This window comes from Rhizobium sp. RAF56 (genome assembly GCF_052113965.1).
GTDB lineage: Bacteria > Pseudomonadota > Alphaproteobacteria > Rhizobiales > Rhizobiaceae > Rhizobium.
The window spans coordinates 58,565-83,756 of sequence record NZ_JBFRDU010000011.1 but is presented as its reverse complement, the minus strand read 5'-3'; the positions used below and the strand labels follow the sequence as shown (position 1 = coordinate 83,756).

Genomic DNA, 25,192 nt, shown 5'->3' with positions numbered 1-25,192 from the left:
GAATATTTATTTCTTGACTATAATCGCGTTTTTGCATGTGGCAAGCGGAATGCGGCCAATTTTTTGACCGATCCAGACGCCTGCTTTTTTAGATTTTCGGGACGCGCACTCCCGCCGCCCGATGCGCCGCGATCACCGTGTTGGCCATCAGCATGGCTATCGTCATCGGCCCGACACCACCCGGGACCGGCGTCATGACGGCAGCGACGTCAGCTGCCTCCTCGAAAGCCACGTCCCCCACCAGCTTGGTCCTGCCTTCACCCTTTTCCGGGGCGGGAACGCGGTTGATGCCGACGTCGATAACCGTGGCACCCGGCTTGATCCAATCGGCCTTGACCATCCGCGGTCGGCCGACAGCGGCTACCAGAATATCAGCGGCGCGACAGATGTCGCCTAAATCCTTGGTGCGAGAATGTGCCATCGTCACCGTCGCATGGGCATTCAGCAGAAGCTGCGCCATCGGCTTGCCGAAGAGATTGGAACGGCCGATGACGACGGCGGTTAAGCCGGACAGATCCTCGCCGTGCGTGCGCCGCACAAAAACCATCGCGCCGGCTGGCGTGCAGGATACCAGGCCGGTCTCCAGATCGCCCGTGGCGAGCTTGCCGGCATTGACGATATGCAGGCCGTCCACGTCCTTCTCCGGCAGGATCGATTGGATGACCGGTTCGGCGTTCAAATGCTTCGGCAGCGGCAGCTGGACGAGGATGCCGTGGATCGAGGTGTCGGCATTCAGCGATGAGACGAGGCGCGCGAGCTCTTCCTGCGTCGTCTCCGATGGCAGGGTGTGCTGCACCGACTTGAAACCGCACTCCTTTGCCATCTTGCTCTTGGAATTGACATAGGCATGGCTGGCCGGATCGTCGCCGACGATGACGACGGCAAGACCTGCCTGAACGCCGCTCTCGTTGCCAAGCGAAGCAGCAGCGGCTTTGACGGATTCGACTACGGAAGCCGCGACCTGTTTCCCGTCGATAACCTCGACCATCGTTCAGCCCATCCGCTCCGAGGCGTAGCTCCCCGGGCTTGCGGGGAAGACGACGGTGCGATTGCCGTTGATGAAGGTGCGATGATGGATGTGGGCGTGGATTGCCCGGGCGAGCACTTGGCTCTCGACGTCGCGGCCAATCGAAACATAGTCGTCGCCACTTTGCGCATGGGTGATCCGCGCCGTGTCCTGCTCGATGATCGGACCCTCGTCGAGATCGGCGGTAACATAGTGGGCGGTGGCCCCGATCAGCTTCACGCCGCGCTCGTAGGCCTGCTTATAGGGGTTTGCACCCTTGAAACTCGGCAGGAAGGAATGGTGGATGTTGATGATCTTCCCGGACATCTGCCGGCAGAGCTTGTCCGAGAGAACCTGCATATATCGGGCCAGCACGATCAACTCGGTGCCCGTCTGGCTCACGAGGTCGAGCAGTTGCGCTTCGGCCTGCGGTTTGTTTTCCTTGGTCACCCTGATGTAGTGGAAGGGGATGTCGTGGTTCACGACGACCTTCTGGTAGTCGAAATGGTTGGAGACGACGCCGACGATGTCGATCGGCAGGGCGCCGATCTTCCAGCGGTAGAGCAGGTCGTTCAGGCAATGGCCGAAGCGCGAGACCATCAGCAGGACCTTCATGCGCTTCTCGCTGCTGTGAAACTCGAAGTTCATGTCAAATGGCGCGGCGATCGCGGAAAAGTCCTTGGCAATCTCAGCCTCCGAGGCTCCTGCTTCCGAGATGAAGCTGATCCTCATGAAGAACATGCCGGTATCGAGATCGTCGAACTGGGAAGAGTCCACGATGTTGCAGCCCTTGTCGGCGAGATAGCCGGAGATTGCCGCGACGATGCCCCGCGTGGATTTGCAAGCCACTGTCAAAACAATGTTTTTCACGATGAAGGTCCTTGTTGGACGAGGCAGCGAATATGCACAGCCCCGCGATTGCATGCGCGCAGAGATTTCCGGCGGAGCGCGCATTATCGCGCTCCGCAACCCGTCGCTTAGGATGGACTGCTCAGATGTCGAGGGTCGTCTGGTGTTCCCACTGCGTGAATTGCGAGCAGTAGCTGGTCCATTCGCGGTGCTTCATCTTGAGATAGGCTGCCGAAAATTCGCGCCCGAGTGCCTCTTGCAGCTCGGTGTCCTTTTCGTACTCGCGCAGCGCATCCAGCAGGTTCAGGGGGAGTTTTGGCGCATCGGTCACCGTGTGGCCGTCCCTGTACATGTCGATGTCATAATGAGGGCCTGGGTCCGCATTGGTGCGAAGGCCATTGAGCCCAGCCGCGATGATGATCGCCTGCAGAAGGTAGGGGTTTACCGCGCCGTCCGGAAGGCGGAGCTCAAAACGCCCAGGCCCCGGCACGCGAACCATATGCGTCCGGTTATTGCCGGTCCAGGTCACCGTGTTGGGCGCCCAGGTCGCACCGGAAATCGTACGCGGCGCGTTGATGCGCTTGTAGGAATTGACGGTCGGGTTGGTCACGGCCGCCAACGCAGAGGCGTGCTTCATGATGCCGCCCAGGAAGGTCTTGCCCTTCGCCGACAATCCAAACGCAGCCGCCTTGTCGGCAAACGCGTTGGTTCTGCCCTCGACGTCCCATACCGAGATGTGGCAATGGCAACCGTTGCCTGTCAGGCCCTTGAACGGCTTGGGCATGAAGGTCGCGCGCAGACCATGCTTCTCGGCAACGGACTTGACCATGAACTTGAAGAACGAGTGCTTGTCGGCGGTTTGCAGCGCATCGTCGTATTCCCAGTTCATCTCGAACTGGCCGTTGGCGTCTTCGTGGTCGTTCTGATAGGGCTTCCACCCAAGCTCCAGCATGTAGTCGCAGATTTCCGCGATGACGTCGTAGCGCCGCATGACGGCCTGCTGGTCGTAGCACGGCTTTTCTGCCGTATCGAACTCGTCTGAGATCTTTGCGCCATCCTGCGAGATCAGGAAGAACTCCGGCTCGACACCGGTCTTTACGCGCAATCCCTCTTTCCTTGCCTCGGCAACAAGTCGTTTGAGAACGACGCGAGGCGCCTGTTCGACCGGCTTGTCGTCCATGACGCAGTCGGCGGCGACCCAGGCGACGTCCTTCTTCCACGGTAGCTGGATGACGGACGAGGCGTCAGGAATGGCGAACAAATCCGGATGCGCGGGAGACAGGTCGAGCCACGTCGCAAAGCCCGCGAAACCGGCTCCATCCTCTTGCATGCCTGCGATCGCTTCGGCGGGAACCAGCTTGGCGCGCTGTGCGCCAAACAGATCCGTGAAGCTGATCATGAAGTACTTTATGCCCTTTTCAGCAGCGAACTTTGAAAGCTCGAGTGTCACTTTGTTCCCCTTTTTATGGATATCAGACACTTTTTGGAAAAGGTGGTCCCGCGTTCTCCCAAAACTGAGACCACCGGATGTTCGTCGATCAGAAACCAGCCTTGCCCGGATACCAATTCGTACCCGCCAGCGGAACCTGCGCCATCGCCGCTGCTTCCATCGTCAGCGCGCAAAGATCTTCAGGCTCGAGATTGTGAAGATGGTTCTTGCCGCAGGCGCGGGCGACCGTCTGGGCCTCCAGCGTCATCACCTTCAGGTAGTTTGCAAGACGGCGACCCGCCGCGACCGGATCAAGACGCATCGCCAGTTCCGGGTCCTGTGTGGTGATCCCGGCCGGATCCTTGCCTTCGTGCCAGTCATCATAGGCGCCGGCGGTGGAATTCAGCTGCCGGTATTCGTCTTCCCATCGCGGATCGTTGTCACCGAGCGCCACGAGCGCTGCCGTACCGATCGCAACGGCATCGGCGCCCAGCGCAAGCGCCTTGGCAACGTCGGCACCGGAGCGGATGCCGCCGGATATGATCAGCTGGACCTTGCGGTGCATTCCGAGATCCTGCAGCGCCTGGACGGCCGGCCTTATGCAGGCGAGCGTCGGCATGCCGACATTCTCGATGAAGACGTCCTGGGTCGCGGCCGTGCCGCCCTGCATGCCATCGAGCACGACGACATCCGCGCCGGCCTTAACCGCGAGGGCCGTGTCGTAGTAGGGCCGCGCGCCGCCAACCTTGACATAGATGGGCTTTTCCCAATCGGTGATTTCGCGCAACTCCATGATCTTGATTTCGAGATCGTCCGGCCCTGTCCAATCGGGATGGCGGCAGGCGGAGCGCTGGTCGATGCCCTTCGGAAGATTACGCATGTTCGCGACGCGATCGGAAATCTTCTGTCCGAGCAGCATGCCGCCACCGCCTGGCTTGGCGCCCTGGCCGACGACGATCTCGATCGCATCTGCCCGGCGCAGATCCCTAGGGTTCATCCCATAGCGCGATGGCAGATACTGGTAGACAAGCGTCTGCGAATGACCGCGCTCTTCGTCGGTCATGCCGCCGTCGCCAGTCGTGGTTGACGTGCCGGCGATCGTCGCTCCGCGTCCAAGCGCTTCCTTGGCGTTGCCGGAAAGCGCGCCGAAGCTCATGCCCGCGATGGTGATGGGCGTTTTCAGGTGAATTGGCTTCTTGGCGAAGCGTGTGCCGAGGACGACCGAGGTGTCGCATTTCTCGCGGTAGCCCTCGAGGGGATAGCGCGAGATCGACGCGCCAAGAAAAAGCAGATCGTCAAAATGCGGCACTTTGCGCTTCGTGCCGGCACCACGGATATCGTAGATGCCAGTTGCAGCGGCGCGCCTGATTTCCGCAAGCGTGTAGTCGTCGAATGTAGCGGACTTGCGCGGCGGGGTCGGAGGATTGTGGTATGACATGTCTTACCTTTCGCCGCTTTAGTAAGCGTCCGCGTTATCGATGTTGAAATTGTAAAGCTTGCGCGCAGAGCCGTAGCGCTTGAACTCTTCAGGCTTCACGCCCACCACGCCAGCCTTTTCCAACAGCTCGGCAAGCTTGGCGATGTGCTCGGCACGCAGTTCCTTCTCGATGCAATCGGCGCCAAGGCTCTTCACCGACCCCCTGACGAAGAGCTTGGCCTCGTAGAGTGAATCGCCGAGGGCATCGCCGGCATCACCGAGGACGACAAGATGACCGGACTGGCCCATGAATGCCGACATGTGGCCGATATTGCCGTGAACGACGATATCGATGCCCTTCATGGAAATGCCGCATCGCGAGGCGGCGTTTCCCTTGATGACGAGTAGCCCGCCGCGACCCGTCGCACCCGCATACTGGCTCGCATCGCCTTCGATGACGACCTTGCCCGACATCATGTTCTCGGCGACGCCCGGCCCCGCCGAGCCATGGACCGTGATCTCCCCGCCGTCGTTCATGCCCGCGCAGTAGTAGCCGACCGACCCCCGAACATCGACGGTGACGGCAGCATCGATGCCCACGGCGACCGAGTGGCTACCGCGCGGGTTGATGACTTCGAAATTCATGTCGTTGGCGCCAGCCGCGATATTGTGCAGCGCGCTGTTCAATTCGCGCAGCGGCACGAGCGACAGATCGAAGACTGGCATTGTTCTCATACTTTCTTGCGTTGAGGTGACGTTCAAGATTAGGCCGCCTTCTCGTGATCCCAGAAATAGACAGTGGCAGGCTCCGGCTCCCAGACGCGGGCATTCTCGATGCCTGGGAGATTGACGAGCGCCCGGTATTCGGAGCCGAACGCCACATACTGGTCGGTTTCCGCCATGACCGCGGGCTTGCATGCGATCGGGTCGCGCACGACGCCGAAACCCGACTTGGTGCCGACAACAAAGGTGAAGAAACCATCGAGGTCGTCAAGCGCGCTCGTTAGAGCCTCGCCAAGATCCTTGCCCTTGGACATCTGCGAGGTCAGGTAGGCGGCGGCGACCTCGGAATCGTTCTGGGTTTCGAATGTCATCCCTTCGCGCACCAGCTCGCGGCGCAGGTTGTTGTGGTTGGACAGCGAGCCGTTGTGGACCAGGCACTGATCCGCGCCCGTGGAGAAGGGATGTGCTCCCAATGTCGTGACGGCGGATTCCGTGGCCATGCGCGTATGACCGATGCCGTGGGAGCCGCTCATGGCGCGAACGCCGAAGCGCGCGACGACATCCTTCGGCAGGCCGGTTTCCTTGTAGATCTCCACACTGTCGCCGGACCCCATGATCCGAAGCTTCGGAAGCTTCGCGGAAATAAGGGTTCGTATCTCGTCTGCGGATGCGCTGGTCTCGATGACCGCGTGCGTGCTTTTCACGACGACGGTGGCGTCAAGCCCCGCTTCGCGGAGTTCCGCGGCAAGGCTGGAAAAGCCGCGCTCGCCGTCCGGGGATTGCACCGTAATCTTGGTCTTGCCGGTAGACGGCGCGCCGTAGATCGCGATGCCGGCGGAATCGGGGCCACGGTCGGTCATTGTAATCAGCATGTCCGAAATCAGCTCGCCCAGCTTGGGTTCGAGGCTTCGGTCCTTGAGAAATAATCCAACTATGCCGCACATGAGTGAGCACCTCCGTTCGTGTCTGAACAAAGTGCTATCAGATGAATTTTATGGGATCAATCTACAAGAATAAAATTTTCTCTAGAGGCAATTCTAGCTAATCCCGACTGCTTCGCTTGTTCGGATAGGAAATGATCGAGAGGTAGCGCGATGGAAGCTGCACCAGTTGCTCCGGACCGTGCGGCGCGTCGGCGTCAAAAAACAGGCTGTCGCCTGGTTGCATATGGTAAAGTTCATCGCCGTGGCGGTAAACGACCTCGCCTTCCAGCATGTAGAGGAATTCCATGCCGTCGTGCTGAAACGTGGGAAAGATATCCGATTCAGCCGTTAGCGTTATGAGATAGGGCTCGACCATCACGCCGCTGCTATTGTTGTCGATGTGCCCGAGAAGGCTGTACTGATGGCCGGCGCGGGTGCCCCGCCGCTCGATGTTCACACCTTGACCCGATTTGACGAAAGTAGCGGTGCGAGGCTCTTCATAACCGCGGAAGAAGGCGGTGATCGGCACGCCAAGGGCCTTCGACACGGCCTGAAGCGTTGTCAGAGACGGTGAGATATTGCCGTTTTCGATCTTCGACAGCATGCCCATCGACATGCCGGTGGCCGCGGCGAGATCGGTGATCGTGATGCCCAGCCTGCGCCGGCATTCGCGTACTTCATAGCCGATTGCCATCTCGAGATTGTTCTGTCGCGGCTCTCGAACGGCGTGCGGGTTCTGTCCGAAAGCGCTCGTGACGGCGGCTTTCTCGGCGGCCTTACTTTTCTGCGATGACATGGCGTCTCCTTTGGCAGGCGCCTATCTTCTCAGTAAATTTTTCGCAATTCAAAAGAAAGTTTCGCTCCTGACGCTTTTGGGCCTTTCACCGAATTGCTTTTTGAAACAATTCGAAAAATGGGCCGCGCTGGAGAAGCCGGTAGCGAAGGCGATTTCCTGGATCGACAACGGGCTTTGTTCGATCAGGCGACGTGCATGTCGCAAGCGGATCTCGCGGTAGGTTTCAAGGAACGTCGAGCCGCGACGCTCCAGGAACAACCTGTCGAGATGCCTGGAACTGATCCCCGCAAACTTCGCCATGGCCGTTCGGCCGAGCGGCTTCTCGATGGTGGCCTCCATCTTTTCGAGAACGCTGAGAAGCGCTGCGTGATTGGTCCCGAAGCGCTCGGCGGAAGACGCTCGCTGAGGTGCTGTCGGTTCGGCGACAGACGTATGCAGGTACCAATCGCTGACCCGGCGAGCGAAGTCGCTTCCCATGCGCTCCAGGATCAGCGCGTGCATCAGATCGAGCGGCGCCACGCCGCCGCCGCAGGTAATCCGGTTTCCGTCGATGACGAAGCGCGCCTGTCTCGGAGCAAGATGGGGAAAAGCCTCCCTGAGGATCGGCGCGTGTTCCCAATGAATGGTGAAGTCGTAGGTATCCAGAAGGCCTGCCGCCGCCAGGATATACGAACCGCTGGAGATGCCGCCGATCCTCGTCCCCTGTCGTGCAAGCCTGCGAAGAAAGCCGTGAAGCGCCTGCGTGTCGGTCCAATCGGCCGGCCCGCCGCCGGCGCAAACGAACACCGTGTGGCAGCGATCGCCCGTTCGGGCGAGATCATCGCAAGCGATCTCGACGCCTGACGAGCTTTGGACGGAGCCACCGCCAAGCGATAGCGGGACAATTTCGTAAAGCGTACTGCCTGCGAGCAGGTTCGCGGCCCGCATCGGTTCTATGGCGGACGCGTAACTCATGAGGGCAAAGTTCCTGACGAGGACGAAGCCGACACGCTGGGCGTTTCTCTGATCCACCGATACCATGTCCCATTTCTATCCTAAAGTGGCCCATAAGCGCAATTACCCTGGATGCGCCCGTGATAGGCATGAACCACACTTGCTAGGGACGCGACGGCACATGCGGTATTCGGCATTATCAGTTCTTCTCAACGGTCTGCGCGGCAACAAGGGCTGGCGGTCGGCTTGGCGGCAGCCTCAGCCGAAATCCCACTACGATGTGATCATCGTCGGCGGCGGAGGCCACGGCCTTGCGACGGCCTATTATCTGGCCAAGGAATTCGGCATCACGAACGTTGCCGTTCTCGAAAAGAACTATATCGGTTCCGGAAACGTCGGCCGGAACACGACGATCATTCGTTCAAACTACCTGCTTCCCGGCAACAATCCCTTCTACGAACTTTCGATGAAGCTCTGGGAGGGGCTCGAGCAGGACTTCAACTTCAACGCCATGGTTTCACAGCGCGGCGTGCTGAACCTCTTCCATTCCGACGCCCAGCGCGACGCCTATACGCGCCGCGGCAATGCCATGCGCCTGCACGGGGTGGACGCCGATCTTCTCGACCGGGCCGCCGTCCGGCGGATGCTTCCATTCCTGGATTTTGACAATGCACGCTTCCCGATCCAGGGCGGCCTCTTGCAGCGCCGAGGAGGCACTGTTCGTCACGATGCGGTCGCCTGGGGCTATGCGCGCGGTGCAGATATGCGCGGTGTCGATATCATTCAAGGATGCGAAGTTACCGGCATCCGCCGTGAGAATGGCCGGGTGCTGGGCGTGGATACGACGAAAGGGTTTATCGGCTGCGGGAAATTGGCCCTCGCGGCGGCCGGCAATTCGTCGCGGGTGGCCGAAATGGCCGGGATGAAGCTGCCCATCGAGAGCCATGTCCTGCAGGCATTCGTATCCGAGGGCCTGAAGCCATTCATCGACGGCGTCGTGACGTTCGGCGCGGGTCACTTCTACGTCTCCCAATCGGACAAGGGAGGACTGGTTTTCGGCGGCGACATCGACGGCTACAATTCCTACGCCCAGCGCGGCAATCTTGCGACCGTCGAGCACGTCGCCGAGGCCGGCAAGGCCATGATACCCGGCCTTTCCCGCGTCAGGGTCCTGCGTTCCTGGGGCGGCATCATGGACATGTCCATGGACGGCTCGCCGATTATCGATCGGACGCCGATAGGCAACCTCTACCTCAACGCCGGCTGGTGTTACGGCGGCTTCAAGGCGACGCCGGCCTCCGGCTTCTGCTTTGCCCATCTTCTGTCGCGCGACGTGCCGCACGAAACCGCGAGCGCGTTCCGCCTCGATCGTTTCGAACGCGGCTATCTGATCGACGAAAAAGGCATGGGTTCGCAGCCCAACCTGCACTGACGTCCCACGAAGGATCACGAAGACATGGCAAGCCTTGTCCCCTGTCCGCATTGCGGAGCAAGACCGAAGGAAGAGTTTACGATCAAGGGTGCGGCGTTGGACCGCCCGGCGCCGGATGCTGACACGCAGGGATGGATGGACTACGTGTACCTCCGTGACAATCCGCGGGGCCTCTACGACGAATACTGGCACCACACGTCGGGATGCCGGCGCTGGCTGGTGGTCACGCGCAATACCGCGACCCATGAAATCGAGGCAAGCCGCGATGCTTCGCAAAAAGGTGAGGCAAGCGTTCAGCCATGACATCCTACCGTTTGCAAACCGGCGGTCTTATCGACCGGAACAGGCCCCTTTCCTTCACCTTCGACGGCAAGACGTTGCAGGGTGTTGAGGGCGATAGTTTAGCCTCGGCGCTGCTCGCGAACGGCCGGCAGCTGGCGGGACGGAGTTTCAAGTATCATCGGCCGCGCGGCATCCTGACTGCCGGCGCTGCCGAACCCAACGCGCTGATGACAATCGGGCAGGGAGGTCGAACGGAACCGAACACCCGCGCCACCATGCAGGAACTCTACGACGGACTTGAAGCGACCAGCCAAAATCGCTGGCCGTCGCTTGAGCTTGATTTCGGTGCGATCAACGGGCTTTTGTCGCCTTTCCTAGGTGCGGGCTTCTACTACAAGACATTCATGTGGCCGGCAGCCCTGTGGGAGAAGCTGTACGAGCCCATCATCCGCCGGGCTGCCGGTCTCGGTAAGGCGAGCTACGATGTCGACCCGGACCGTTATGAGAAGAGTTGGGCGCATTGTGACCTTCTGGTCATAGGGGCCGGCCCTGCCGGACTGGCCGCAGCCCTCACGGCGGCGCGTTCGGGTGCACGAGTGATCCTGATCGACGAACATTCGAAGGCAGGCGGCTCGCTGCTGTCGGAAACGGCCACGATCGCGGGTAAATCAGCCGCCGAGTTCGCCGGCGAGGTGCTGTCCGAGCTCCAAGTGATGCCGAACGTGGAAGTCATGACCCGTACGACCGCGTTCGGGTGGTACGACGGCAACGTGTTCGGCGCCGTTGAACGCGTGCAGAAGCACCTGGGCGCACCTGCCGCTCATGTCCCTGTGGAGCGGCTATGGCGGATCGTCGCCAAGCGGGCGCTGCTTGCGACAGGCGCCGAGGAACGCCCGCTCGTCTTTGGCGGCAACGATATTCCCGGTGTCATGATGGCAACGGCGATGCGGACATATCTCAATCGGTTCGCAGTGGCGCCCGGCAAGTCGACCGCGATCTTCACGACGAACGACACGGGCTATGCGCTTGCGAGCGACCTTGAGGCTGCGGGTGTTCCCGTTGCTGCGATCATCGACAGCCGAGCCGACGCAGCTTTTGCCTATGACGGCAAGGCTCGCATCATCAAAGGGGCGGTCGTCTCGAACGCAAGAGGCGGCAAGTCGCTGTCCTCGATCGAGATCTGGCGCGAAGGCCGGACGGAAAACCTGAAGGTCGATTCCCTGGCAATGTCGGGCGGCTTCAGCCCGATCATCCATCTCGCATGCCACAGGGGCGCCAAGCCGCAGTGGTCGGACAGTGACGCCGCCTTCCTGGCGCCTGGAGATCTCAAGGGCCTGGTGACCGTCGGGGCCGCGGCCGCCACAACCGGACTTGCCAACTGCCTGAAGGAGGGCGGCCGGCTCGCCGCGGACCTCGCGGGCGCTTTGGGCTTTTCGGCGCGTGCCGTCGAGTTCGGGCCGGTCGATGGCGATATCGCCTCGCCGGAAGCCAGACCCCTATGGGTCATTCCTGGCGTAACCAGCAAGGCATTCGTCGATTTCCAGAACGACGTCCATCGCAAGGATCTCGGGCTGGCGGTCCGGGAAGGCTACGACCACGTCGAGCTGGCCAAGCGCTATACCACGACCGGCATGGCCACGGACCAGGGCAAGCTTTCGAACATCAATGCCATCGGGCTTCTCGCCGAAGCGCGGGGCATTTCGCCGGCGGATGTGGGGACGACCACGTTTCGACCGTTCTACACGCCGGTCTCGTTCGGCGCGCTCACGGGCGCGCATCATGGCCAGCATTTTCAGCCCGTTCGCAAGTCCCCTCTGCACGCGTGGGCACAAAAGCAAGGCGCGGTTTTTGTCGAAACAGGCCTCTGGTACCGGTCGTCGTGGTTCCCACGCGCGGGAGAGACGACCTGGCGCGACAGCGTTGATCGCGAGGTTCTTAACGTTCGCGCCAATGCCGGCATCTGCGATGTTTCGATGCTCGGCAAGATCGAGATTTGTGGAAAAGATGCCGCCGAATTCCTGAACCGGGTCTACTGCAACGCTTTTCTCAAGCTACCTGTCGGCAAAGCGCGCTACGGGCTGATGCTTCGCGAAGACGGCATGATCTACGACGACGGCACGACGAGCCGGCTCGGGGACGAGCGGTACTTCATGACGACAACGACGGCCTACGCGGCCGGCGTTATGAACCATCTCGAATTCTGCTCGCAAGCCCTCTGGCCCGATCTCGATGTTCGCCTTGCCTCGGTGACCGACCAGTGGGCGCAGATGGCGATTGCCGGACCGAAGGCGCGGCTGATCCTTCAGCAGGTGATAGACGACGACATTTCGGACGCGGCATTTCCGTTCCTCGGCGCGAAAGAGGTTTCGCTGTTTGGCGGCGATCTCAAGGGCCGGCTGTTTCGCATCTCCTTCTCCGGGGAATTGGCCTACGAACTCGCAGTTCCGGCAGGGTATGCAGAAAGCGTCGCCGACGCATTGATGGATGCCGGGGAGGAGCACGGGCTTCAGCCCTACGGCGTCGAAGCGCTGAGCGTGCTGCGTATCGAGAAGGGCCACGTGACCCACAACGAGATCAACGGCACCGTGGTCCCGGCAGATCTTGGCTTCGCAAGGATGGTGTCGGGCGCAAAGGCGGATTTCATCGGCAAGGCGATGGTGGGCCGCGAGGGGCTGACATCGCGGGATCGAGCCGCCCTCGTCGGCGTGGTGCCCCTCGACCCCAGACAGTCGTTCCATTCGGGCTCGCACATCCTGCCCAAGGACGCGGCGGCAACGCTCGAGAATGACCAGGGCTATGTGACCTCCAGCGCTTTCTCTCCGCATGTCGGATCGACCATCGGCTTGGCACTGGTCAAGCGCGGGCCGGAACGATACGGCGAGGAAGTGGTCGTCTGGAACGGCCTGCGCAACGAGTTTACCGCGGGGCGCCTGTGCAATCCCGTGTTTGTCGATCCTGAAAACGAGAAGCTTCATGTCTAAGTATCGCGCGATCCACCGACCCGTTCTCGGTGGCAAAGAGACCGTTTCCAGTGCCGGGATCAATCTGTCGCCACTTCCCGAAGGCTCGATCATTCACGTCCTTGCGAAGCAGGACGGATCTGATCTCGCCCCGCTTCTGAGTTCACTGACAGGCGGTCAGCCCAACGCAGTTCGTTGGGTCGCGCCCGGCCAATGGTTCGTCGTCACCGATCAACCGCTGGAACACGACGCCTTGGCGACAGTCTTCATGACTTCGCATCCCCAGGCAACGGCCGTCGATCAAAGCCACGGCCGCGTCAGGATTCGCGTTGGCGGCAGGATGGCGGAACGCGTGTTTTCGAAGGGAACGGCAGTCGACTTGTCGCAGCTTCCGGTCGGCCGTTCGGCCACGACGCTGGTTGGCCACATCGCGGCCCACATCACTCGCGTCGATCAGGAATCGTTCGAGCTCATTGTCTTAAGAGGCTTTGCGGAAAGCCTCTGGGGCGACCTGGTGGGGATGAGCGCCGAATATATGTAATGGGGGAGGCCCCTGACGCGCTTTTATCGCCGAGGAGGTGTCAGCGATCGAAGGCTTCCCTGAGGCCTTGGCCTTTTCGCTCCCGTAAATCGAGATCGGTTTCTATGTGTGCGATGTGATGCAGCATCTGCTGGCAGGCACTATCGATATCGCCGCGCTCGATCGCAGATACGATCTCGCCGTGCTCGCTGTGGCCGCAGCGGGAGGCGGCGGATTGGCCGTATAGCGCAATCACGAGCGATGAGCGCGCCACCAGTTCTTCCATGAAGCGTTGCATGACGGCATTGCCTGAAATGGAGGCGATGGCCAGATGAAAATCGCCGGACGCCTTGATTTCGGCGCGGCGAGCGTTCTGGCCCCGCTCGTTCATCAGCCGGTCTTCTTCCAAAAGGAGCAGCCGCAGATTCTGAACGTCGAGCTTGGTCATCCTGGCCGCGGCTTCCCGCAGAATGACAGGTTCGACCAGGCACCGCGCCGCGAAAATCTGGCGCGCCTCCTGCGGCGAGGGGTAGGCGACGAAGGCACCGCGATTTCTCTCCACACTGACGAGCCCCTCGTAGGAGAGCGCCTGCAGAGCTGCGCGCGCAAGCGTCCGGCTGACGTTGAAGAGGTTGCCGACGTCGCTTTCGGAAAGCTTCGCTCCCGGAGAAAGGCGGCGCTCAACGATTGCGTCGCGAATGGCGTCGCGGATGTGCTGGCTGCCGTTATCGGCGAAATCGTCAAGGGTTTGGCGAGCGTTTACGACGGGTTTCATCAGATCCGGATACCTAGCAATGGTGCCATGATATCGGCCTTTGCGGCAAAAGTTAAACTGAATTTGCGCTCAAACGGCGATGATATTGTATACGATATGTTGCACGAATTGAGGACGAAAGCCTATTTCGTGTGCAAATCGCAAAATGCCTATTAAGTGGAGCCTCGCTCACTTTTGCCAGAAACCCTACGAGTCATAAGCGGTTAGTGCGCCGCAATAGAAACTGGCACGGCAGATGCTTTGTCTTTCTTAAACGAGGAAGACACGATGTCTAAAGCGGCAGAGATCGAGATAGCGTCCGTGACAAAGGTCTACGGCTCGACCACGGCGGTCGATGCCATTAGCCTTAAAATTCCAAGCGGCTCCTACTGCTGCTTCCTGGGGCCCTCGGGTTGCGGCAAGAGTTCGACGCTGCGCATGATTGCCGGTCACGAAGACATCTCGTCCGGCGATATCCGCCTCGGCAACACGGTGATCACCGATTTTCCGCCGGCCAAGCGCGGCACGGCGATGATGTTCCAGTCCTATGCGCTCTTCCCGCATCTCGATCTCGTCGACAACGTTGCCTTCAGTCTGAAGATGAAGGGCGTCGAGAAGGAGGAGCGCCGCACGAAGGCGCTGGCGATGCTGCGGCTGATGCAGATGGAAGCCTATGCCGTTAGGCGTCCGGCGCAGCTTTCCGGCGGGCAACAGCAGCGCGTCGCACTTGCTCGCGCGCTGATCACCGATCCGCAGGCGCTGCTTCTCGATGAGCCGCTCTCCGCACTCGATCCGTTTCTGAAGATCCGCATGCGCGCCGAGCTCAAGAAGCTGCAGAAGAGGCTGGGCATCACCTTTGTGCACGTGACGCACAGCCAGGAAGAGGCCATGGCGCTCGCCGATCTCGTCGTCATCATGAACGACGGCAAGATCGAGCAGGCGGCCGCGCCGCGTCAGGTTTTCGAAAGGCCGGCGACCGCCTTCGTCGCGCGATTCATGGGCGACCACAATGTGCTCTCGGGCCGTGTCGTGGCCGCAAACGACGACATTCTCACCGTGGAGGTGCCGGACGGGCAAAGCTTCAGCGTGCGCGGAGCCGGCCGGCAAGTGGGCGAGAGCGCCGACATCGGCATCCGCACGGACCGCGTTCGCCTCGAAGAAGCCTCCGACAGGACGCTTGGCTTCACCTGTGTCGTCTCAAACATCGAGTATCGCGGCGCGACGGTGAAGATCACCGCGAGCGGCGCGGGCAGCGACGACTTCACCGTGATCGCAAGCGACGCGGCCTATTTCGCCAAGCCGGTATCGGTCGGCGATGCGGTGTCGCTGAGCTGGTGCCTGGAGGACGTAGTCCTCCTTGGCCGCATGTCCTCGTAACAACTCAAAACGAAAAGGGGAACTGACATGACCAATGAAACAACGGCAGACGGCAAGACGAAGAAACTACTATCCCGCCGCACGGTTTTGAAGACAGGTGCTGCGGCGGCCGGTGCGATAGCCGGCTCCGGGCTTATCACCGGCTTTCCGACGATCTGGGCGCAGACGAACATCACGCTGCGGCAGTTCGGCACCGGCGTTTCCAACATCAATGCGATCGCTGAGAAGTGCAAGCAGGACCTCGGCATCACCCTCGAGATGACGGCGACCGATTCCGATGCGGCCGCGCAGCGCGCCGTCACGCAGCCCGACAGCTATGACATTGCCGACATCGAATACTGGATCGCCAAGAAGGTATTCCCAACCGGCGTGCTGCAGCCGATGGATGTCAAGAAGCTCAAATTTTACGACAAGATCGTGCCGCTGTTCATCACCGGCAAACTGAAGCCGGACAGCGTCATCGCGCAAGGCACGGCACCGCATACGGTCGGCTTCGTGGAGGGCCAGGATTCCAAGACCTTCGCCAAGGAACCGACCCAATGGATGACGATGGTTCCGACGATTTACAATGCCGATACGCTGGGCATTCGCCCGGATCTGGTTGGCCGCGACATTACCAGCTGGGCGGATATCCTCGATCCTAAGTTTAAAGGCAAGACGGCGATCCTCAACATACCCTCGATCGGCATCATGGATGCCGCGATGATCATGGAAGCCGCGGGCAACATCAAGTACGCCGACAAGGGCAACATGACCAAGGCCGAAATCGACAAGACCATCGATTTCCTCATCAAGACCAAGGGTGACGGCCAGTTTCGCGCGTTCTGGAAGTCTTTCGACGAAAGCGTCAACCTGATGGCGTCGGGCGAAGTCGTAATCCAGTCGATGTGGTCGCCGGCCGTCGCCGCGGTTCGCTCCAAGGGCATCGCCTGCAAGTTCCAGCCGCTCAAGGAAGGCTATCGCGCCTGGGGCGGCGGCCTCGGCCTTGCCAAGCACCTGTCAGGCGCGCAGCTCGATGCTGCCTACGAGTACATCAATTGGTACACCTCCGGCTGGGTCGGCGGCTACCTCAACCGCCAGGGCTACTATTCCGCGGCCATGGAGACGGCCAAGGGCTTCATGTCGGCCGACGAGTGGGGTTTCTGGATCGAGGGCAAGCCAGCCAAGGGCGATATTCTCTCGCCGGAAGGCAAGGTCATGGAGAAGGCCGGGGCAGTTCGCGACGGCGGATCCTTCGAAGAGCGCATGGGTCACGTCGCCTGCTGGAATTCGGTGATGGACGAAGACCGTTACATGGTTCGCCGCTGGAATGAGTTTATCGCGGCCTGATCCGTCTCGGTCATGCAAAAGCGCTCCCCGCGATAAGGGGAGCGCCCACTTCACGGAGAGGCCTCTCGATGGCGACGATTGCTTCAGCGCAGATGGAAGAGAAAGCCGGCAGCACGCGGGGCGGCGGGCTTCGGTTGGCGCCCTGGGCAATTTCCTACCTGCAGGCGACACCGCTTATTCTCATCCTCGGCTTCTTCTTTCTTCTGCCGATTGTGATGATCGTCGTCGTCAGCTTCTGGGACTACGACTTCGCAAACATCTACCCCGCGTTTCTCACGATGAACTACACCGACACGCTTGGTTCGTGGGTAACGTGGAAAACCTATCTCAATACCATCAAGTTCACCGCCATCGTCTGGGCGCTAACGCTCTTCATCGGCTTCTGGGTTGCCTATTTCCTGGCATTCCACATCCGCCGGACATCGACGCAGATGATCCTCTTTCTCGTCTGCACGGTGCCGTTCATGACATCCAACATCATCCGCATGATTTCCTGGATCCCTGTCCTGGGTCGCAACGGCCTCGTCAATTCTGCCCTGATCAAGATGGGGGTCGTACCGCAGCCGGTCGAATGGTTGCTCTATTCCGATTTCGCGGTCGTGCTGGCGATGGTCCACCTCTACACCCTGTTCATGGTGACGCCGATCTTCAATACGCTGATGCGCATCGACCGCTCGCTGTTCGAAGCTGCGCGCGATGCCGGTGCCAGCGGTTGGCAGGTCTTATGGAATGTGGTCATTCCCCTTGCGAAGCCGGGCATCGCCATAGGTTCGATCTTCGTCCTTACACTGTGCATGGCCGACTTCTCGACAGTGCAGGTGATGTCGGGCGGGCAAAGCGCCTCGGTAGCGCTGATGATGAAAAACCAGATGTCGCTGCTGCAGTATCCGGCCGCCGCCGCCAATGCGGTGGTTCTCCTGATCCTGGTCCTGATGATGATCGCGGCAATCCTGCGCGTCGTCGACATACGCAAGGAGCTTTGAGATGAACGGGGAAAAACGTAGCCTCGAATTCTTCGTGCTCGCCGCCTTCTTCCTTGTCTTCGCGCTATTTCTCTATGGCCCGCTGTCGGCGATCCTCATCCTTTCCTTCCAAGGTCCGGACGGCGGCCTGACCTTTCCGCTCAACGGCGTGTCGGTACACTGGTTCGTCAACCTCTTCGAGAGACAGGCCGTCGGCGATTTCGGCGCCTCCTTCCGACGCTCCTTTACGCTCGGGCTGATGGTGATGGTCGTAACGGTGGTCGTATCCCTCCTTGCCGGCCTCGCGTTCCGCCGGAAATTCCGCGGTTCGTCGGTGCTCTTTTATGCGACCGTTGCCAGCCTGGTCGTGCCGTCGATCATCATCTCGCTCGGCATCGGAGTCCTCTTCCAGCAGGGAGGAATGCCGCCCGCCTGGTATTCATCGGCCTTCGGCGCGCACTTGACGTGGACGCTGCCCTTCGGGGTATTGATCATGTTTGCCGTCTTCAACCGTTTCTCGCCTGCCTACGAAGAGGCGGCGCGCGATCTCGGTGCGTCGTCGTGGCAGACCTTCCGTCATGTGGTATTGCCGATGATAGCGCCGAGCCTGGTCGGCGTCGGCCTGTTCGGCTTCACGCTTTCCTACGACGAGTTCGCCAGGACGCTGATGACATCCGGCAGCTACAATACGTTGCCGCTTGAAATCTATGGCATGACGACGAACGTCACGACCCCGGTTCTCTATGCCCTCGGCACGGTGACGACCCTTTTCTCGTTCGCAATCATCCTGCTTGCGCTCGGCATTTTGACGATGCTGCGCCGCCGTCAGTCAAGGATAAGCTGACCCAATGCGCATTCTTCTGGTCAATCCCAACACCACGGCCTCGATGACTGAAAAAGCGGCGATTGCGGCTCGCGCCGTCGCCGCAGCCGGCACGGAGATCGTCCCGGTGACGTCGCGCATGGGGCCGGCCTCGATCGAGGGTCACTACGATGGCGCGCTTGCGATCCCGGGCCTGCTTGCGGAACTCAAGGACCGACAGCCGGAGGGCTATGACGCGGCAATCATCGCCTGCTTCGACGATACCGGCCTTGAGGCCGCCCGGACCTTCTGCGACGTGCCGGTCCTCGGCCTATGCGAAGCCGCAGTCGCAACCGCGGGCTTCCTTGCCCAACGGTTCACGGTGGTGACGACCTTGGAGCGGTCACGCGTGCTCATCGACAACCTTGTTCGTCGTTACGGCATGGGTGGACGCGCGAAGGTGCGGGCGTCCGACATTCCCGTCCTCGAACTCGAGAATGCCGCCTCGGGCGCGATCGCCAAGCTGCGAGCGGAGATCGAAAGGGCGCTTGAGGAAGACGGCGCCGAAGCCATCGTGCTCGGCTGCGCCGGCATGACGGATCTTGCGCGCATGTTGCAGACTATYTACGGCGTTCCGGTCGTCGACGGGGTCTCGGCTGCCGTCAAGCAGGCCGAGGCGCTGGTTTCACTCGGCCTTTCCACAAGCAAGCGCGGCTCCTATGCCGCGCCGCTGCCCAAGCCCTTYATCGGGGCGATGAGCGGCTTTGCCCCCATGCGCGCCGCCGGTTGARCCATGCCRATATCCTTCGACTTCAAGACCCTCACGGAGCGCGAGCGCTACAAGCTGATGATCGGCACGATCATACCGCGGCCGATCGCATTGGTGACGACCGTCGACSAAGRCGGTCGCATCAATGCGGCACCGTTCAGCTTCTTCAACTGCCTTTCGGCCGATCCGCCGATCCTGGCGCTCGGGGTCGAGAACAATCCGGATATGTCCTTCAAGGACACGGGTCACAACATCCGCGTAACGGAAGTCTTCACGGTCAACATCGTGTCCTACGCGATCGCCGAGGCGATGCACGTCTGCGGAGCAAAATATCCGCGCGATGTCGACGAACTGAAGGAAGCGGGTTTGACGGCGGTGCCAGGCGAAAAGGTCGCATCGCCGTGGATTGCCGAAGCGCCTGCCGCATTCGAATGCCGGCGACACCTGACGCTCGAACTCGGTAAGTCGCGGCAGATCATCCTCGGCGAGATCGTCTATGCCCACTATCGCGACGGCGTCGTCGACCCCGAGCGGTTGCGCGTCGATCCCGCCGAGGTCGATGCAATCGCCCGCCTCGGCGGCGATACCTGCTGTACCATCCGCGACCGCTTCGAGATGCTGACGCCGAAGCTTTGATCGACGCGGTCTACGCAAGCGGCGTTTTCAGATCGCGGTAAACCCGTTGTCTACGAAGAGGTGCACGCCATTGACGAAGCGGGACTCGTCGCTTGCAAGATAGAGCGCTGCGCGCGCCACGTCCTCCGGCTCTCCGATCCGGCCCTGTTGCGCGGCGATCGCTGCGTCGGACACATCGACCCCGAGCGCCTGCAGCTCCTTCACTTCCCTGAGGCCGTGGGGCGTGCGGATGAAGCCGGGGCAAACGGCGTTGCAGCGGATATTGCGATCGCGGAATTCCACGGCGATGGCTCGGGCGAACATGTGCACCGCGCCTTTCGTCGTGTCGTAGAGCACCTCCATCGGCGTGGCGGCGACAGCCGAGATAGACGAGGTGCAGACAATCGAGCCGCCTCCGACCGAGAGCATCTGCGGCAGCACCGCTCGCGTCATCAAGAACATCGAACGCACATTCACCGCATGCAGCCAATCCCACTCGGTGACCGTGGTTTCGAGGAACGGCTTGATCACGATCGTGCCGGCGTGATTGAAGAGCACGGTCGCCGGGCCGAAGCTTTTCTCGACGCCGGCGACCGCCGAGTTGACGGCCTCCTCGTCAGAAACGTCCGCCACCCAATGATCGGCGACGCCGCCAGCGCGGCGGATGTCGGCAACCGTCTCGGCCGCGGCCTCGCCGTTGCGGTCGATGATGGCGACAACCGCGCCCTCCTCGGCAAAGAGCCGCGAAGCCGCCCCGCCCATTCCGGTCGCTCCGCCGGAAATAATTGCAATCTTGCCCTTCAGCCTGTCGACCATCGCGTCCCCCGATATCAGTGGTGAGATGCAACGATAGAGCTCTTGGATGCTTTGGCAACCACGCGATGCGGGTCGCTAACGGCTTGCGCCGCCTGCAAGATAGGCCTCGACCGTCTGACGCAGACCCTCGTCAACAGCAAAGGGTGGCGTCCAGCCGGTGACGCGGCGCGTTTCGGCAATGTCGACCTGCAGCGAGCCGAGCAGGCGTTTTGCCGCGGCCTTTCGCCCAAGCATGGCGGCGGCCGCTTCAAGAAGCGATGGCGGGACCGGCAACATAAGCGCGCGTCTGCCCATCGCGCCGGCGAGCTTTCTCAGCAATTCGCCGATCGAAAGGTCGGTGCCATCGCTGACCAGAAAGATCCGGTTTGCGGCATCCGGATGCCGAGCGCTGAGCAGGATGAAATCCACGAGATTGCCGACGAACACCAGTGAGCGTTTGTTGGCGACGCGGCCGAAGGGCCAGGGAAACGGCAGGCGCACCAGCTTCATGAGGCTCTGGAAATTGGCCTTCACGCCGGGACCGTAGACGAGGGGCGGGCGGATGATGACGATCTCCATACCTGTCTCGCGTGAAAGCTTAAGCAGCGCGTTTTCCGCCTCCAGCTTCGACACGCCGTAGGGATCGAGAGGGGCGGGAGCATCGGCTGCCGAAAAAGGCTTTCCCGGTTCGGTCGCCTCGCCGTTGACCTTGATCGAACTTAAGAAAACGAAGCGCCTTACGCCGGCGGCGGCGGCCTGGCGCGCAAGATTGACCGTCGCCTCCACATTCGCCGCGCGAAATGCGGCAAGCGGATCGGCGGCCGTGTCCCGCATGACGTGAACCCTGGCCGCGACATGGACGACGGTGTCGACCCCTTCGAGGCTTGCAGACCAGTCGGTATCGGCGTCGATCGTTCCAATCGTGAAAAAGCCATCCCTCGGAGTGCGGCTGACCGGCCGGCAGGGCATATGGCGTTTCGCGAGCTCGGCGGCGAGCGCCTGACCGACAAAACCCGTAGCCCCCGTGACCAGTATCATGCTGCGCTCCTGCTGCCGCCCATGCGCTCCGTCTACAACATCGGCCGCGCGCATGCATCAGTCATGTTGGGGCGGCCGCGATCCGGAAAAGACGGTGAATTCGGGTTCCCATGATTGTGAACAGTGCCGCGATGTGAGATGGACGCTCGAAAACCTCCGATCAACAGCCCGTGGATTGCGGCGCCAGCCGATTGTTTGCAGACGATGCTCTACCCGATCACAAAGCGTCTTTTCGACTTTTGCGTAGCCATTGTCGCCTCGGTCGTCTTCCTGCTTCCGTTCCTGGCGGTCGCGCTGGCCGTACGGTTCACCTCTCCAGGCCCGATACTCTATTGGTCGGATCGTGTCGGGCGAGGCAACCACATCTTTCGTATGCCGAAATTTCGCAGCATGCGGGTGGATACGCCGGCGGTCGCCACGCACCTGCTCAGCAATCCCGGCGCCTATCTGACCCCGATCGGCTCCTTCCTGCGCAAGTCGAGCCTCGACGAGTTGCCTCAGCTCTGGTGTATATTGAAGGGCGACATGAGCTTTGTCGGGCCGCGGCCCGCGCTGTTCAACCAGCACGACCTGGTCGCGTTGCGGACCGCGTCTGGGGTCGAGGCGCTGGTGCCCGGGCTGACGGGATGGGCGCAGGTCAATGGCCGCGACGAACTGCCGATCCCCGAAAAGGTGAAGCTCGACGAAGAGTATCTGAAAAGTCGCTCGTTCCTCTTCGACCTTCGCATCCTCTTCATGACGGCGTTCAAAGTGCTGAAAAGCGACGGGGTTATCCATTGAGGCATTCCAGACGGCACGCGGGCTCGACAGCATGCCGGGCGTTTGCCATCGTTTCTTCAAGATTGTCGGGCTATGCAGCTTGCGTTGCCTTGCTCGGAAAAGCATGGGAAGGGACGGCCCTATTGTCCCGAAGAGAAACAGAGACACTGAGCATTTGATCAGAACGAACGAACCCTACGACCACCGCATGGGCCGGCTGCTTACCGTACTCGGCTGCTTGCTCTGGCTCGTGCTTGCCTCTCCGACGCTCATCGAAAGCGACGCCTATCGCTATGCAGCGGCCATGCTGATGCTGATAGGGTTTTACTTTTTCTGGCGCATGCCTGTGCGGCCGCGCATGGATTGGCTGGCCTGGCTCTGTGTTGGTTGGGGCCTCTTTGTGCTCGGGCGCTTCGCCTTCATCTACGAGGCGACGCCGGGGCATGATGTTGGGGCGTCTGATTGGCTATTTGCCTTTCCCTTGTTCTTTCCTGCCCTCGGCTTCGCCTTTTCGCTCTACGAGCGCCAAAGCGAACGGCTGATTGCCGCATTTTTTTCCGCCGCCTTGGTCCTGCTCGCTGTAACGACGGGCTACGTGCGGATCTTCAACGGCGAGACCGTGCGGCCTCTGATCATGAACAACCAGATCCACGGTGCGGTAGCCTGCGGGCTTTTGACTACCTGGGCGGCGTTCTGGCTGCTGCATTACCTGACCACGCCTTCGGCCAATCGCGCATTCGCGCGGTTTTCCTATGTGGTTGCCCCGCTAGTCATCGCGCTCTGTCTCATCGCCATCTACGGCGCCAAATCGAAAGGCGTCTGGCTGGCGCTTTCCGTCACCTTGCCGGTTCTCGCAGCCGTGGCGCTCGGATATTTTCGCCATGCGAAGGCCGCGTTCGTGCTGGTCACGCTCTTCGTGCTGCTTTGCGGCGGGCTCTATGCGGTTCGGCACAATCTGTCCGCAACCGCTGGCCCGACGATCGCCGCGACCGTTTCGATGGTCGGCCAGATCGCATCAGGCGGCGCGGTCGACTCGGCGGTTTCGGGGACCATCGACGCGGATAATACGCCGATCTCGATGGACGAGCGGCTGCAGCTCTGGTCAAACGGACTGCAGGTGTTTTCTTCCGCCCCGGTCTTCGGCTGGGGGAACGAGTGGCTGGAGCGCTGGCACCAGACGCGCTATGCGAATGTGCAATACACGCTGCTGCACAACGGCTATCTGGAGATCCTGGTTCGATTTGGCCTCTTCGGCGCCATCGTCATGTCGGTTATACTTGCCGGTCTGATCGCTTCGGTCTGGCGGGCATGGCGCGCCAACCTCATTCCGCGAGCCGCTTTCCACGCCTATGCGGTCAGCCTCTTCTTCTTTGCGCTCACCATTCTGACCAATTCCAACAACCGGCTGGCCATCGGGGAGAGTCTGGCGCTCGGCAGCGCCGCTTTCGCGTGCGCCCTGCGCGTACGCTTGAAACCTGTCGCCTATCGCGGCGCGTCGGAATCGTCATCCGCCATCGAGTCGAGCCAGGACGCGAACGCCATTACCATGGCGCCGAGTAAGCCATAAACCAGGTATTCGATGTTCCATTGAAAGTAGTGATAGACGGCGGCGAACGCGACGAAAGCGGTTCCAAGCACAAGTTTGGCCACAAGAATTTCCTGGCAGGCGGGTGAAAGTACAGCGGCGTCTATAGGCTGCATTATGGCGGGGTGCAACCGTCGCGCGGACGATCTCGACATTCAATTTTTGAAAACAAGGCAGGTCCCGCCCGCTTTGTGGACCGCGAGGCAGACGGCGTTCGCTTCCTCCCGGCTCTGGCGGGCGATGCGGGCGGCATAGCGTGGGCGGAAACCGAAATCGGGATTGCGGTCGCGCAGGATCAGCGGCTCTTCGGCATTGAGCGGTGGCGGTAGCCTGCTGGCGACCTTGAGGAAGAGGTTGCGGGCAACCGTGCTCTTGAAATGCGCCGCCAGTTGCGCCCCCCACGGCGCCCAGACGCCTTCGCGTTCGGGCGAGGGCTTGGGGCCTCGGTCTGCCAGAGCAATGCAGCTGTCCAGGAACGGCTTTTCGGGGTCGAGTGCCGGCGCGGCCGCATCCGGCGGTTCGTCCCGCCACTCCTCAACCGTATGGCCGGTGATGGCAAGCACATAGCCGCGCGTCTCCGCAGGCAGGCCGCCGGAGACGAGATAGGAGGAGAGCCCGTTCTCGCCGGCATTGTAGGCGGCGGCCGCCAGGCCGAGATTGCCGAAACGATCGCGCAGTACGTCAAGATACTCGGCGGCCTTCCCCATAGCCTTCAGCGCGTCGTGGCTGTCGTCGAGGCCGCGCAATCTGGCGGTTCCCGGCATGAACTGGGCGATCCCGCGCGCACCCTTCGGACTTATGGCTTCAGGACGAAAGGAGCTTTCGCGCCACAGGAGGCGCGCAAAGAAATCGGGAGGGAGGTCGTTGGCACTGGCGAAATAGCCGATCGCCTGGCAGAGGTCGCGGCTGAAACTGTCTTTGTGGATGCATAGCGTCGCGCCAGGAGGCGTGGCGGAATAGAGACATACCGGCGCGGCACTCCATTCGGATTGAGCCTGCGCCGGATGCGCGATCGAAGCAGCGCCGAGCAGGATCGCGGCAGTCCACCCCTTGCGGCTAATCCGCTGCCCTCTCAGCTTCATTGGCGTAAGACCCGCTCAACCCGTGCATGGTCCTCATTGATACCATTGCCGCTGC

General features: G+C 61.2%; 24 protein-coding genes. 12 read left to right on the top strand and 12 right to left on the bottom strand.

The annotated features are described in order from the left end of the window. Window positions 1–88: 88 nt before the first annotated feature. The 8 genes from folD to AB4048_RS11455 all read right to left on the bottom strand — a co-directional run bounded on the left by folD (window position 89) and on the right by AB4048_RS11455 (window position 8,163). Window positions 89–988: a bifunctional methylenetetrahydrofolate dehydrogenase/methenyltetrahydrofolate cyclohydrolase FolD gene (gene folD / locus AB4048_RS11490; RefSeq protein WP_442202083.1), complete on the bottom strand. Its 900-nt coding sequence runs from the start codon at window positions 986–988 to the stop codon at window positions 89–91. 3 nt (window positions 989–991) lie between these two features. After that, window positions 992–1,876, bottom strand: coding sequence for a formyltetrahydrofolate deformylase (gene purU, locus AB4048_RS11485; protein ID WP_442202082.1), 885 nt, complete (start codon window positions 1,874–1,876; stop codon window positions 992–994). A 121-nt stretch (window positions 1,877–1,997) separates the two neighbouring features. After that, the gene (glnT, locus tag AB4048_RS11480; RefSeq protein ID WP_442202081.1) at window positions 1,998–3,305 is read right to left on the bottom strand and encodes a type III glutamate--ammonia ligase; all 1,308 of its coding nucleotides are present in this window, start codon (window positions 3,303–3,305) and stop codon (window positions 1,998–2,000) included. Between the two features lie 88 nt (window positions 3,306–3,393). Next, the gene (locus AB4048_RS11475; protein WP_442202080.1) at window positions 3,394–4,722 is read right to left on the bottom strand and encodes an FMN-binding glutamate synthase family protein; all 1,329 of its coding nucleotides are present in this window, start codon (window positions 4,720–4,722) and stop codon (window positions 3,394–3,396) included. An 18-nt stretch (window positions 4,723–4,740) separates the two neighbouring features. Beyond that, window positions 4,741–5,427 carry a protein GlxC gene (locus tag AB4048_RS11470; RefSeq protein WP_442202079.1) on the bottom strand — a complete coding sequence of 229 codons (687 nt, stop codon included), beginning with the start codon at window positions 5,425–5,427 and terminating at the stop codon, window positions 4,741–4,743. Window positions 5,428–5,465: 38 nt separating this feature from the next. Then, entirely contained in the window at window positions 5,466–6,368 is a 903-nt protein-coding gene (locus AB4048_RS11465; RefSeq protein WP_442202078.1) for a class II glutamine amidotransferase, read from the bottom strand. A 97-nt stretch (window positions 6,369–6,465) separates the two neighbouring features. Then, entirely contained in the window at window positions 6,466–7,143 is a 678-nt protein-coding gene (locus tag AB4048_RS11460; protein WP_442202077.1) for a helix-turn-helix domain-containing protein, read from the bottom strand. A 48-nt stretch (window positions 7,144–7,191) separates the two neighbouring features. Beyond that, window positions 7,192–8,163: a GlxA family transcriptional regulator gene (locus AB4048_RS11455; RefSeq protein WP_442202076.1), complete on the bottom strand. Its 972-nt coding sequence runs from the start codon at window positions 8,161–8,163 to the stop codon at window positions 7,192–7,194. Between the two features lie 94 nt (window positions 8,164–8,257). On the opposite strand from AB4048_RS11455, the gene AB4048_RS11450 reads away from it, so the two are divergent. The 4 genes from AB4048_RS11450 to AB4048_RS11435 are packed head-to-tail and all read left to right on the top strand — an operon-like array spanning window position 8,258 to window position 13,291. Beyond that, the gene (locus tag AB4048_RS11450; RefSeq protein ID WP_442202075.1) at window positions 8,258–9,508 is read left to right on the top strand and encodes a sarcosine oxidase subunit beta family protein; all 1,251 of its coding nucleotides are present in this window, start codon (window positions 8,258–8,260) and stop codon (window positions 9,506–9,508) included. Between the two features lie 24 nt (window positions 9,509–9,532). Next, window positions 9,533–9,811 (top strand): sarcosine oxidase subunit delta, encoded by a 279-nt coding sequence (locus AB4048_RS11445; RefSeq protein ID WP_442202074.1) that lies wholly within the window; start codon window positions 9,533–9,535, stop codon window positions 9,809–9,811. After that, window positions 9,808–12,771, top strand: a complete 2,964-nt coding sequence (locus AB4048_RS11440; RefSeq protein ID WP_442202073.1) for a sarcosine oxidase subunit alpha family protein — start codon at window positions 9,808–9,810, stop codon at window positions 12,769–12,771. The genes AB4048_RS11445 and AB4048_RS11440 overlap by 4 nt, the downstream gene beginning before the upstream one ends. After that, a complete protein-coding gene (locus AB4048_RS11435) occupies window positions 12,764–13,291 on the top strand; it encodes a sarcosine oxidase subunit gamma family protein (RefSeq protein WP_442202072.1) in 528 nt (175 codons plus the stop codon). The genes AB4048_RS11440 and AB4048_RS11435 overlap by 8 nt, the downstream gene beginning before the upstream one ends. Window positions 13,292–13,331: 40 nt before the next feature. Here AB4048_RS11435 and AB4048_RS11430 read toward each other — a convergent pair whose 3' ends face one another. Then, window positions 13,332–14,045, bottom strand: coding sequence for a GntR family transcriptional regulator (locus AB4048_RS11430; RefSeq protein WP_442202071.1), 714 nt, complete (start codon window positions 14,043–14,045; stop codon window positions 13,332–13,334). A gap of 267 nt (window positions 14,046–14,312) precedes the next feature. Here AB4048_RS11430 and AB4048_RS11425 point away from each other — a divergent pair, with 267 nt between their 5' ends. The 6 genes from AB4048_RS11425 to AB4048_RS11400 all read left to right on the top strand — a co-directional run bounded on the left by AB4048_RS11425 (window position 14,313) and on the right by AB4048_RS11400 (window position 19,899). Then, window positions 14,313–15,401 carry an ABC transporter ATP-binding protein gene (locus AB4048_RS11425; RefSeq protein ID WP_442202070.1) on the top strand — a complete coding sequence of 363 codons (1,089 nt, stop codon included), beginning with the start codon at window positions 14,313–14,315 and terminating at the stop codon, window positions 15,399–15,401. Window positions 15,402–15,428: 27 nt separating this feature from the next. Further along, the gene (locus AB4048_RS11420) at window positions 15,429–16,730 is read left to right on the top strand and encodes an ABC transporter substrate-binding protein (protein ID WP_442202069.1); all 1,302 of its coding nucleotides are present in this window, start codon (window positions 15,429–15,431) and stop codon (window positions 16,728–16,730) included. 68 nt (window positions 16,731–16,798) lie between these two features. After that, a complete protein-coding gene (locus tag AB4048_RS11415; protein ID WP_442202068.1) occupies window positions 16,799–17,713 on the top strand; it encodes an ABC transporter permease in 915 nt (304 codons plus the stop codon). A gap of 1 nt (window position 17,714) precedes the next feature. Beyond that, window positions 17,715–18,536, top strand: coding sequence for an ABC transporter permease (locus tag AB4048_RS11410; RefSeq protein WP_442202067.1), 822 nt, complete (start codon window positions 17,715–17,717; stop codon window positions 18,534–18,536). Window positions 18,537–18,540: 4 nt separating this feature from the next. Further along, window positions 18,541–19,284: an aspartate/glutamate racemase family protein gene (locus tag AB4048_RS11405; RefSeq protein ID WP_442202066.1), complete on the top strand. Its 744-nt coding sequence runs from the start codon at window positions 18,541–18,543 to the stop codon at window positions 19,282–19,284. 3 nt (window positions 19,285–19,287) lie between these two features. Beyond that, a complete protein-coding gene (locus AB4048_RS11400; protein ID WP_442202065.1) occupies window positions 19,288–19,899 on the top strand; it encodes a flavin reductase family protein in 612 nt (203 codons plus the stop codon). A 27-nt stretch (window positions 19,900–19,926) separates the two neighbouring features. Here AB4048_RS11400 and AB4048_RS11395 read toward each other — a convergent pair whose 3' ends face one another. Continuing rightward, window positions 19,927–20,694: an SDR family NAD(P)-dependent oxidoreductase gene (locus AB4048_RS11395; protein ID WP_442202064.1), complete on the bottom strand. Its 768-nt coding sequence runs from the start codon at window positions 20,692–20,694 to the stop codon at window positions 19,927–19,929. 75 nt (window positions 20,695–20,769) lie between these two features. Beyond that, window positions 20,770–21,711 (bottom strand): UDP-glucose 4-epimerase family protein, encoded by a 942-nt coding sequence (locus AB4048_RS11390; protein WP_442202063.1) that lies wholly within the window; start codon window positions 21,709–21,711, stop codon window positions 20,770–20,772. A 204-nt stretch (window positions 21,712–21,915) separates the two neighbouring features. On the opposite strand from AB4048_RS11390, the gene AB4048_RS11385 reads away from it, so the two are divergent. Next, window positions 21,916–22,491 carry a sugar transferase gene (locus AB4048_RS11385; protein WP_442202161.1) on the top strand — a complete coding sequence of 192 codons (576 nt, stop codon included), beginning with the start codon at window positions 21,916–21,918 and terminating at the stop codon, window positions 22,489–22,491. Between the two features lie 154 nt (window positions 22,492–22,645). Next, window positions 22,646–24,037, top strand: coding sequence for an O-antigen ligase family protein (locus AB4048_RS11380; RefSeq protein ID WP_442202062.1), 1,392 nt, complete (start codon window positions 22,646–22,648; stop codon window positions 24,035–24,037). Window positions 24,038–24,210: 173 nt separating this feature from the next. On the opposite strand, the gene AB4048_RS11375 is transcribed toward AB4048_RS11380, so the two are convergent. Next, window positions 24,211–25,137, bottom strand: coding sequence for a transglycosylase SLT domain-containing protein (locus tag AB4048_RS11375; RefSeq protein ID WP_442202061.1), 927 nt, complete (start codon window positions 25,135–25,137; stop codon window positions 24,211–24,213). Window positions 25,138–25,192 lie beyond the last annotated feature (55 nt).

Coding starts and splice junctions, on each gene's coding strand:
- folD (WP_442202083.1), bottom strand. CDS start 988: ATGGTCGAGGTTATCGACGGGAAACAGGTCGCGGCTTCCGTAGTCGAA.
- AB4048_RS11475 (WP_442202080.1), bottom strand. CDS start 4,722: ATGTCATACCACAATCCTCCGACCCCGCCGCGCAAGTCCGCTACATTC.
- AB4048_RS11470 (WP_442202079.1), bottom strand. CDS start 5,427: ATGCCAGTCTTCGATCTGTCGCTCGTGCCGCTGCGCGAATTGAACAGC.
- AB4048_RS11465 (WP_442202078.1), bottom strand. CDS start 6,368: ATGTGCGGCATAGTTGGATTATTTCTCAAGGACCGAAGCCTCGAACCC.
- AB4048_RS11460 (WP_442202077.1), bottom strand. CDS start 7,143: ATGTCATCGCAGAAAAGTAAGGCCGCCGAGAAAGCCGCCGTCACGAGC.
- AB4048_RS11455 (WP_442202076.1), bottom strand. CDS start 8,163: ATGGTATCGGTGGATCAGAGAAACGCCCAGCGTGTCGGCTTCGTCCTC.
- AB4048_RS11450 (WP_442202075.1), top strand. CDS start 8,258: ATGCGGTATTCGGCATTATCAGTTCTTCTCAACGGTCTGCGCGGCAAC.
- AB4048_RS11445 (WP_442202074.1), top strand. CDS start 9,533: ATGGCAAGCCTTGTCCCCTGTCCGCATTGCGGAGCAAGACCGAAGGAA.
- AB4048_RS11440 (WP_442202073.1), top strand. CDS start 9,808: ATGACATCCTACCGTTTGCAAACCGGCGGTCTTATCGACCGGAACAGG.
- AB4048_RS11435 (WP_442202072.1), top strand. CDS start 12,764: ATGTCTAAGTATCGCGCGATCCACCGACCCGTTCTCGGTGGCAAAGAG.
- AB4048_RS11430 (WP_442202071.1), bottom strand. CDS start 14,045: ATGAAACCCGTCGTAAACGCTCGCCAAACCCTTGACGATTTCGCCGAT.
- AB4048_RS11425 (WP_442202070.1), top strand. CDS start 14,313: ATGTCTAAAGCGGCAGAGATCGAGATAGCGTCCGTGACAAAGGTCTAC.
- AB4048_RS11420 (WP_442202069.1), top strand. CDS start 15,429: ATGACCAATGAAACAACGGCAGACGGCAAGACGAAGAAACTACTATCC.
- AB4048_RS11415 (WP_442202068.1), top strand. CDS start 16,799: ATGGCGACGATTGCTTCAGCGCAGATGGAAGAGAAAGCCGGCAGCACG.
- AB4048_RS11410 (WP_442202067.1), top strand. CDS start 17,715: ATGAACGGGGAAAAACGTAGCCTCGAATTCTTCGTGCTCGCCGCCTTC.
- AB4048_RS11395 (WP_442202064.1), bottom strand. CDS start 20,694: ATGGTCGACAGGCTGAAGGGCAAGATTGCAATTATTTCCGGCGGAGCG.
- AB4048_RS11390 (WP_442202063.1), bottom strand. CDS start 21,711: ATGATACTGGTCACGGGGGCTACGGGTTTTGTCGGTCAGGCGCTCGCC.
- AB4048_RS11385 (WP_442202161.1), top strand. CDS start 21,916: ATGCTCTACCCGATCACAAAGCGTCTTTTCGACTTTTGCGTAGCCATT.
- AB4048_RS11375 (WP_442202061.1), bottom strand. CDS start 25,137: ATGAAGCTGAGAGGGCAGCGGATTAGCCGCAAGGGGTGGACTGCCGCG.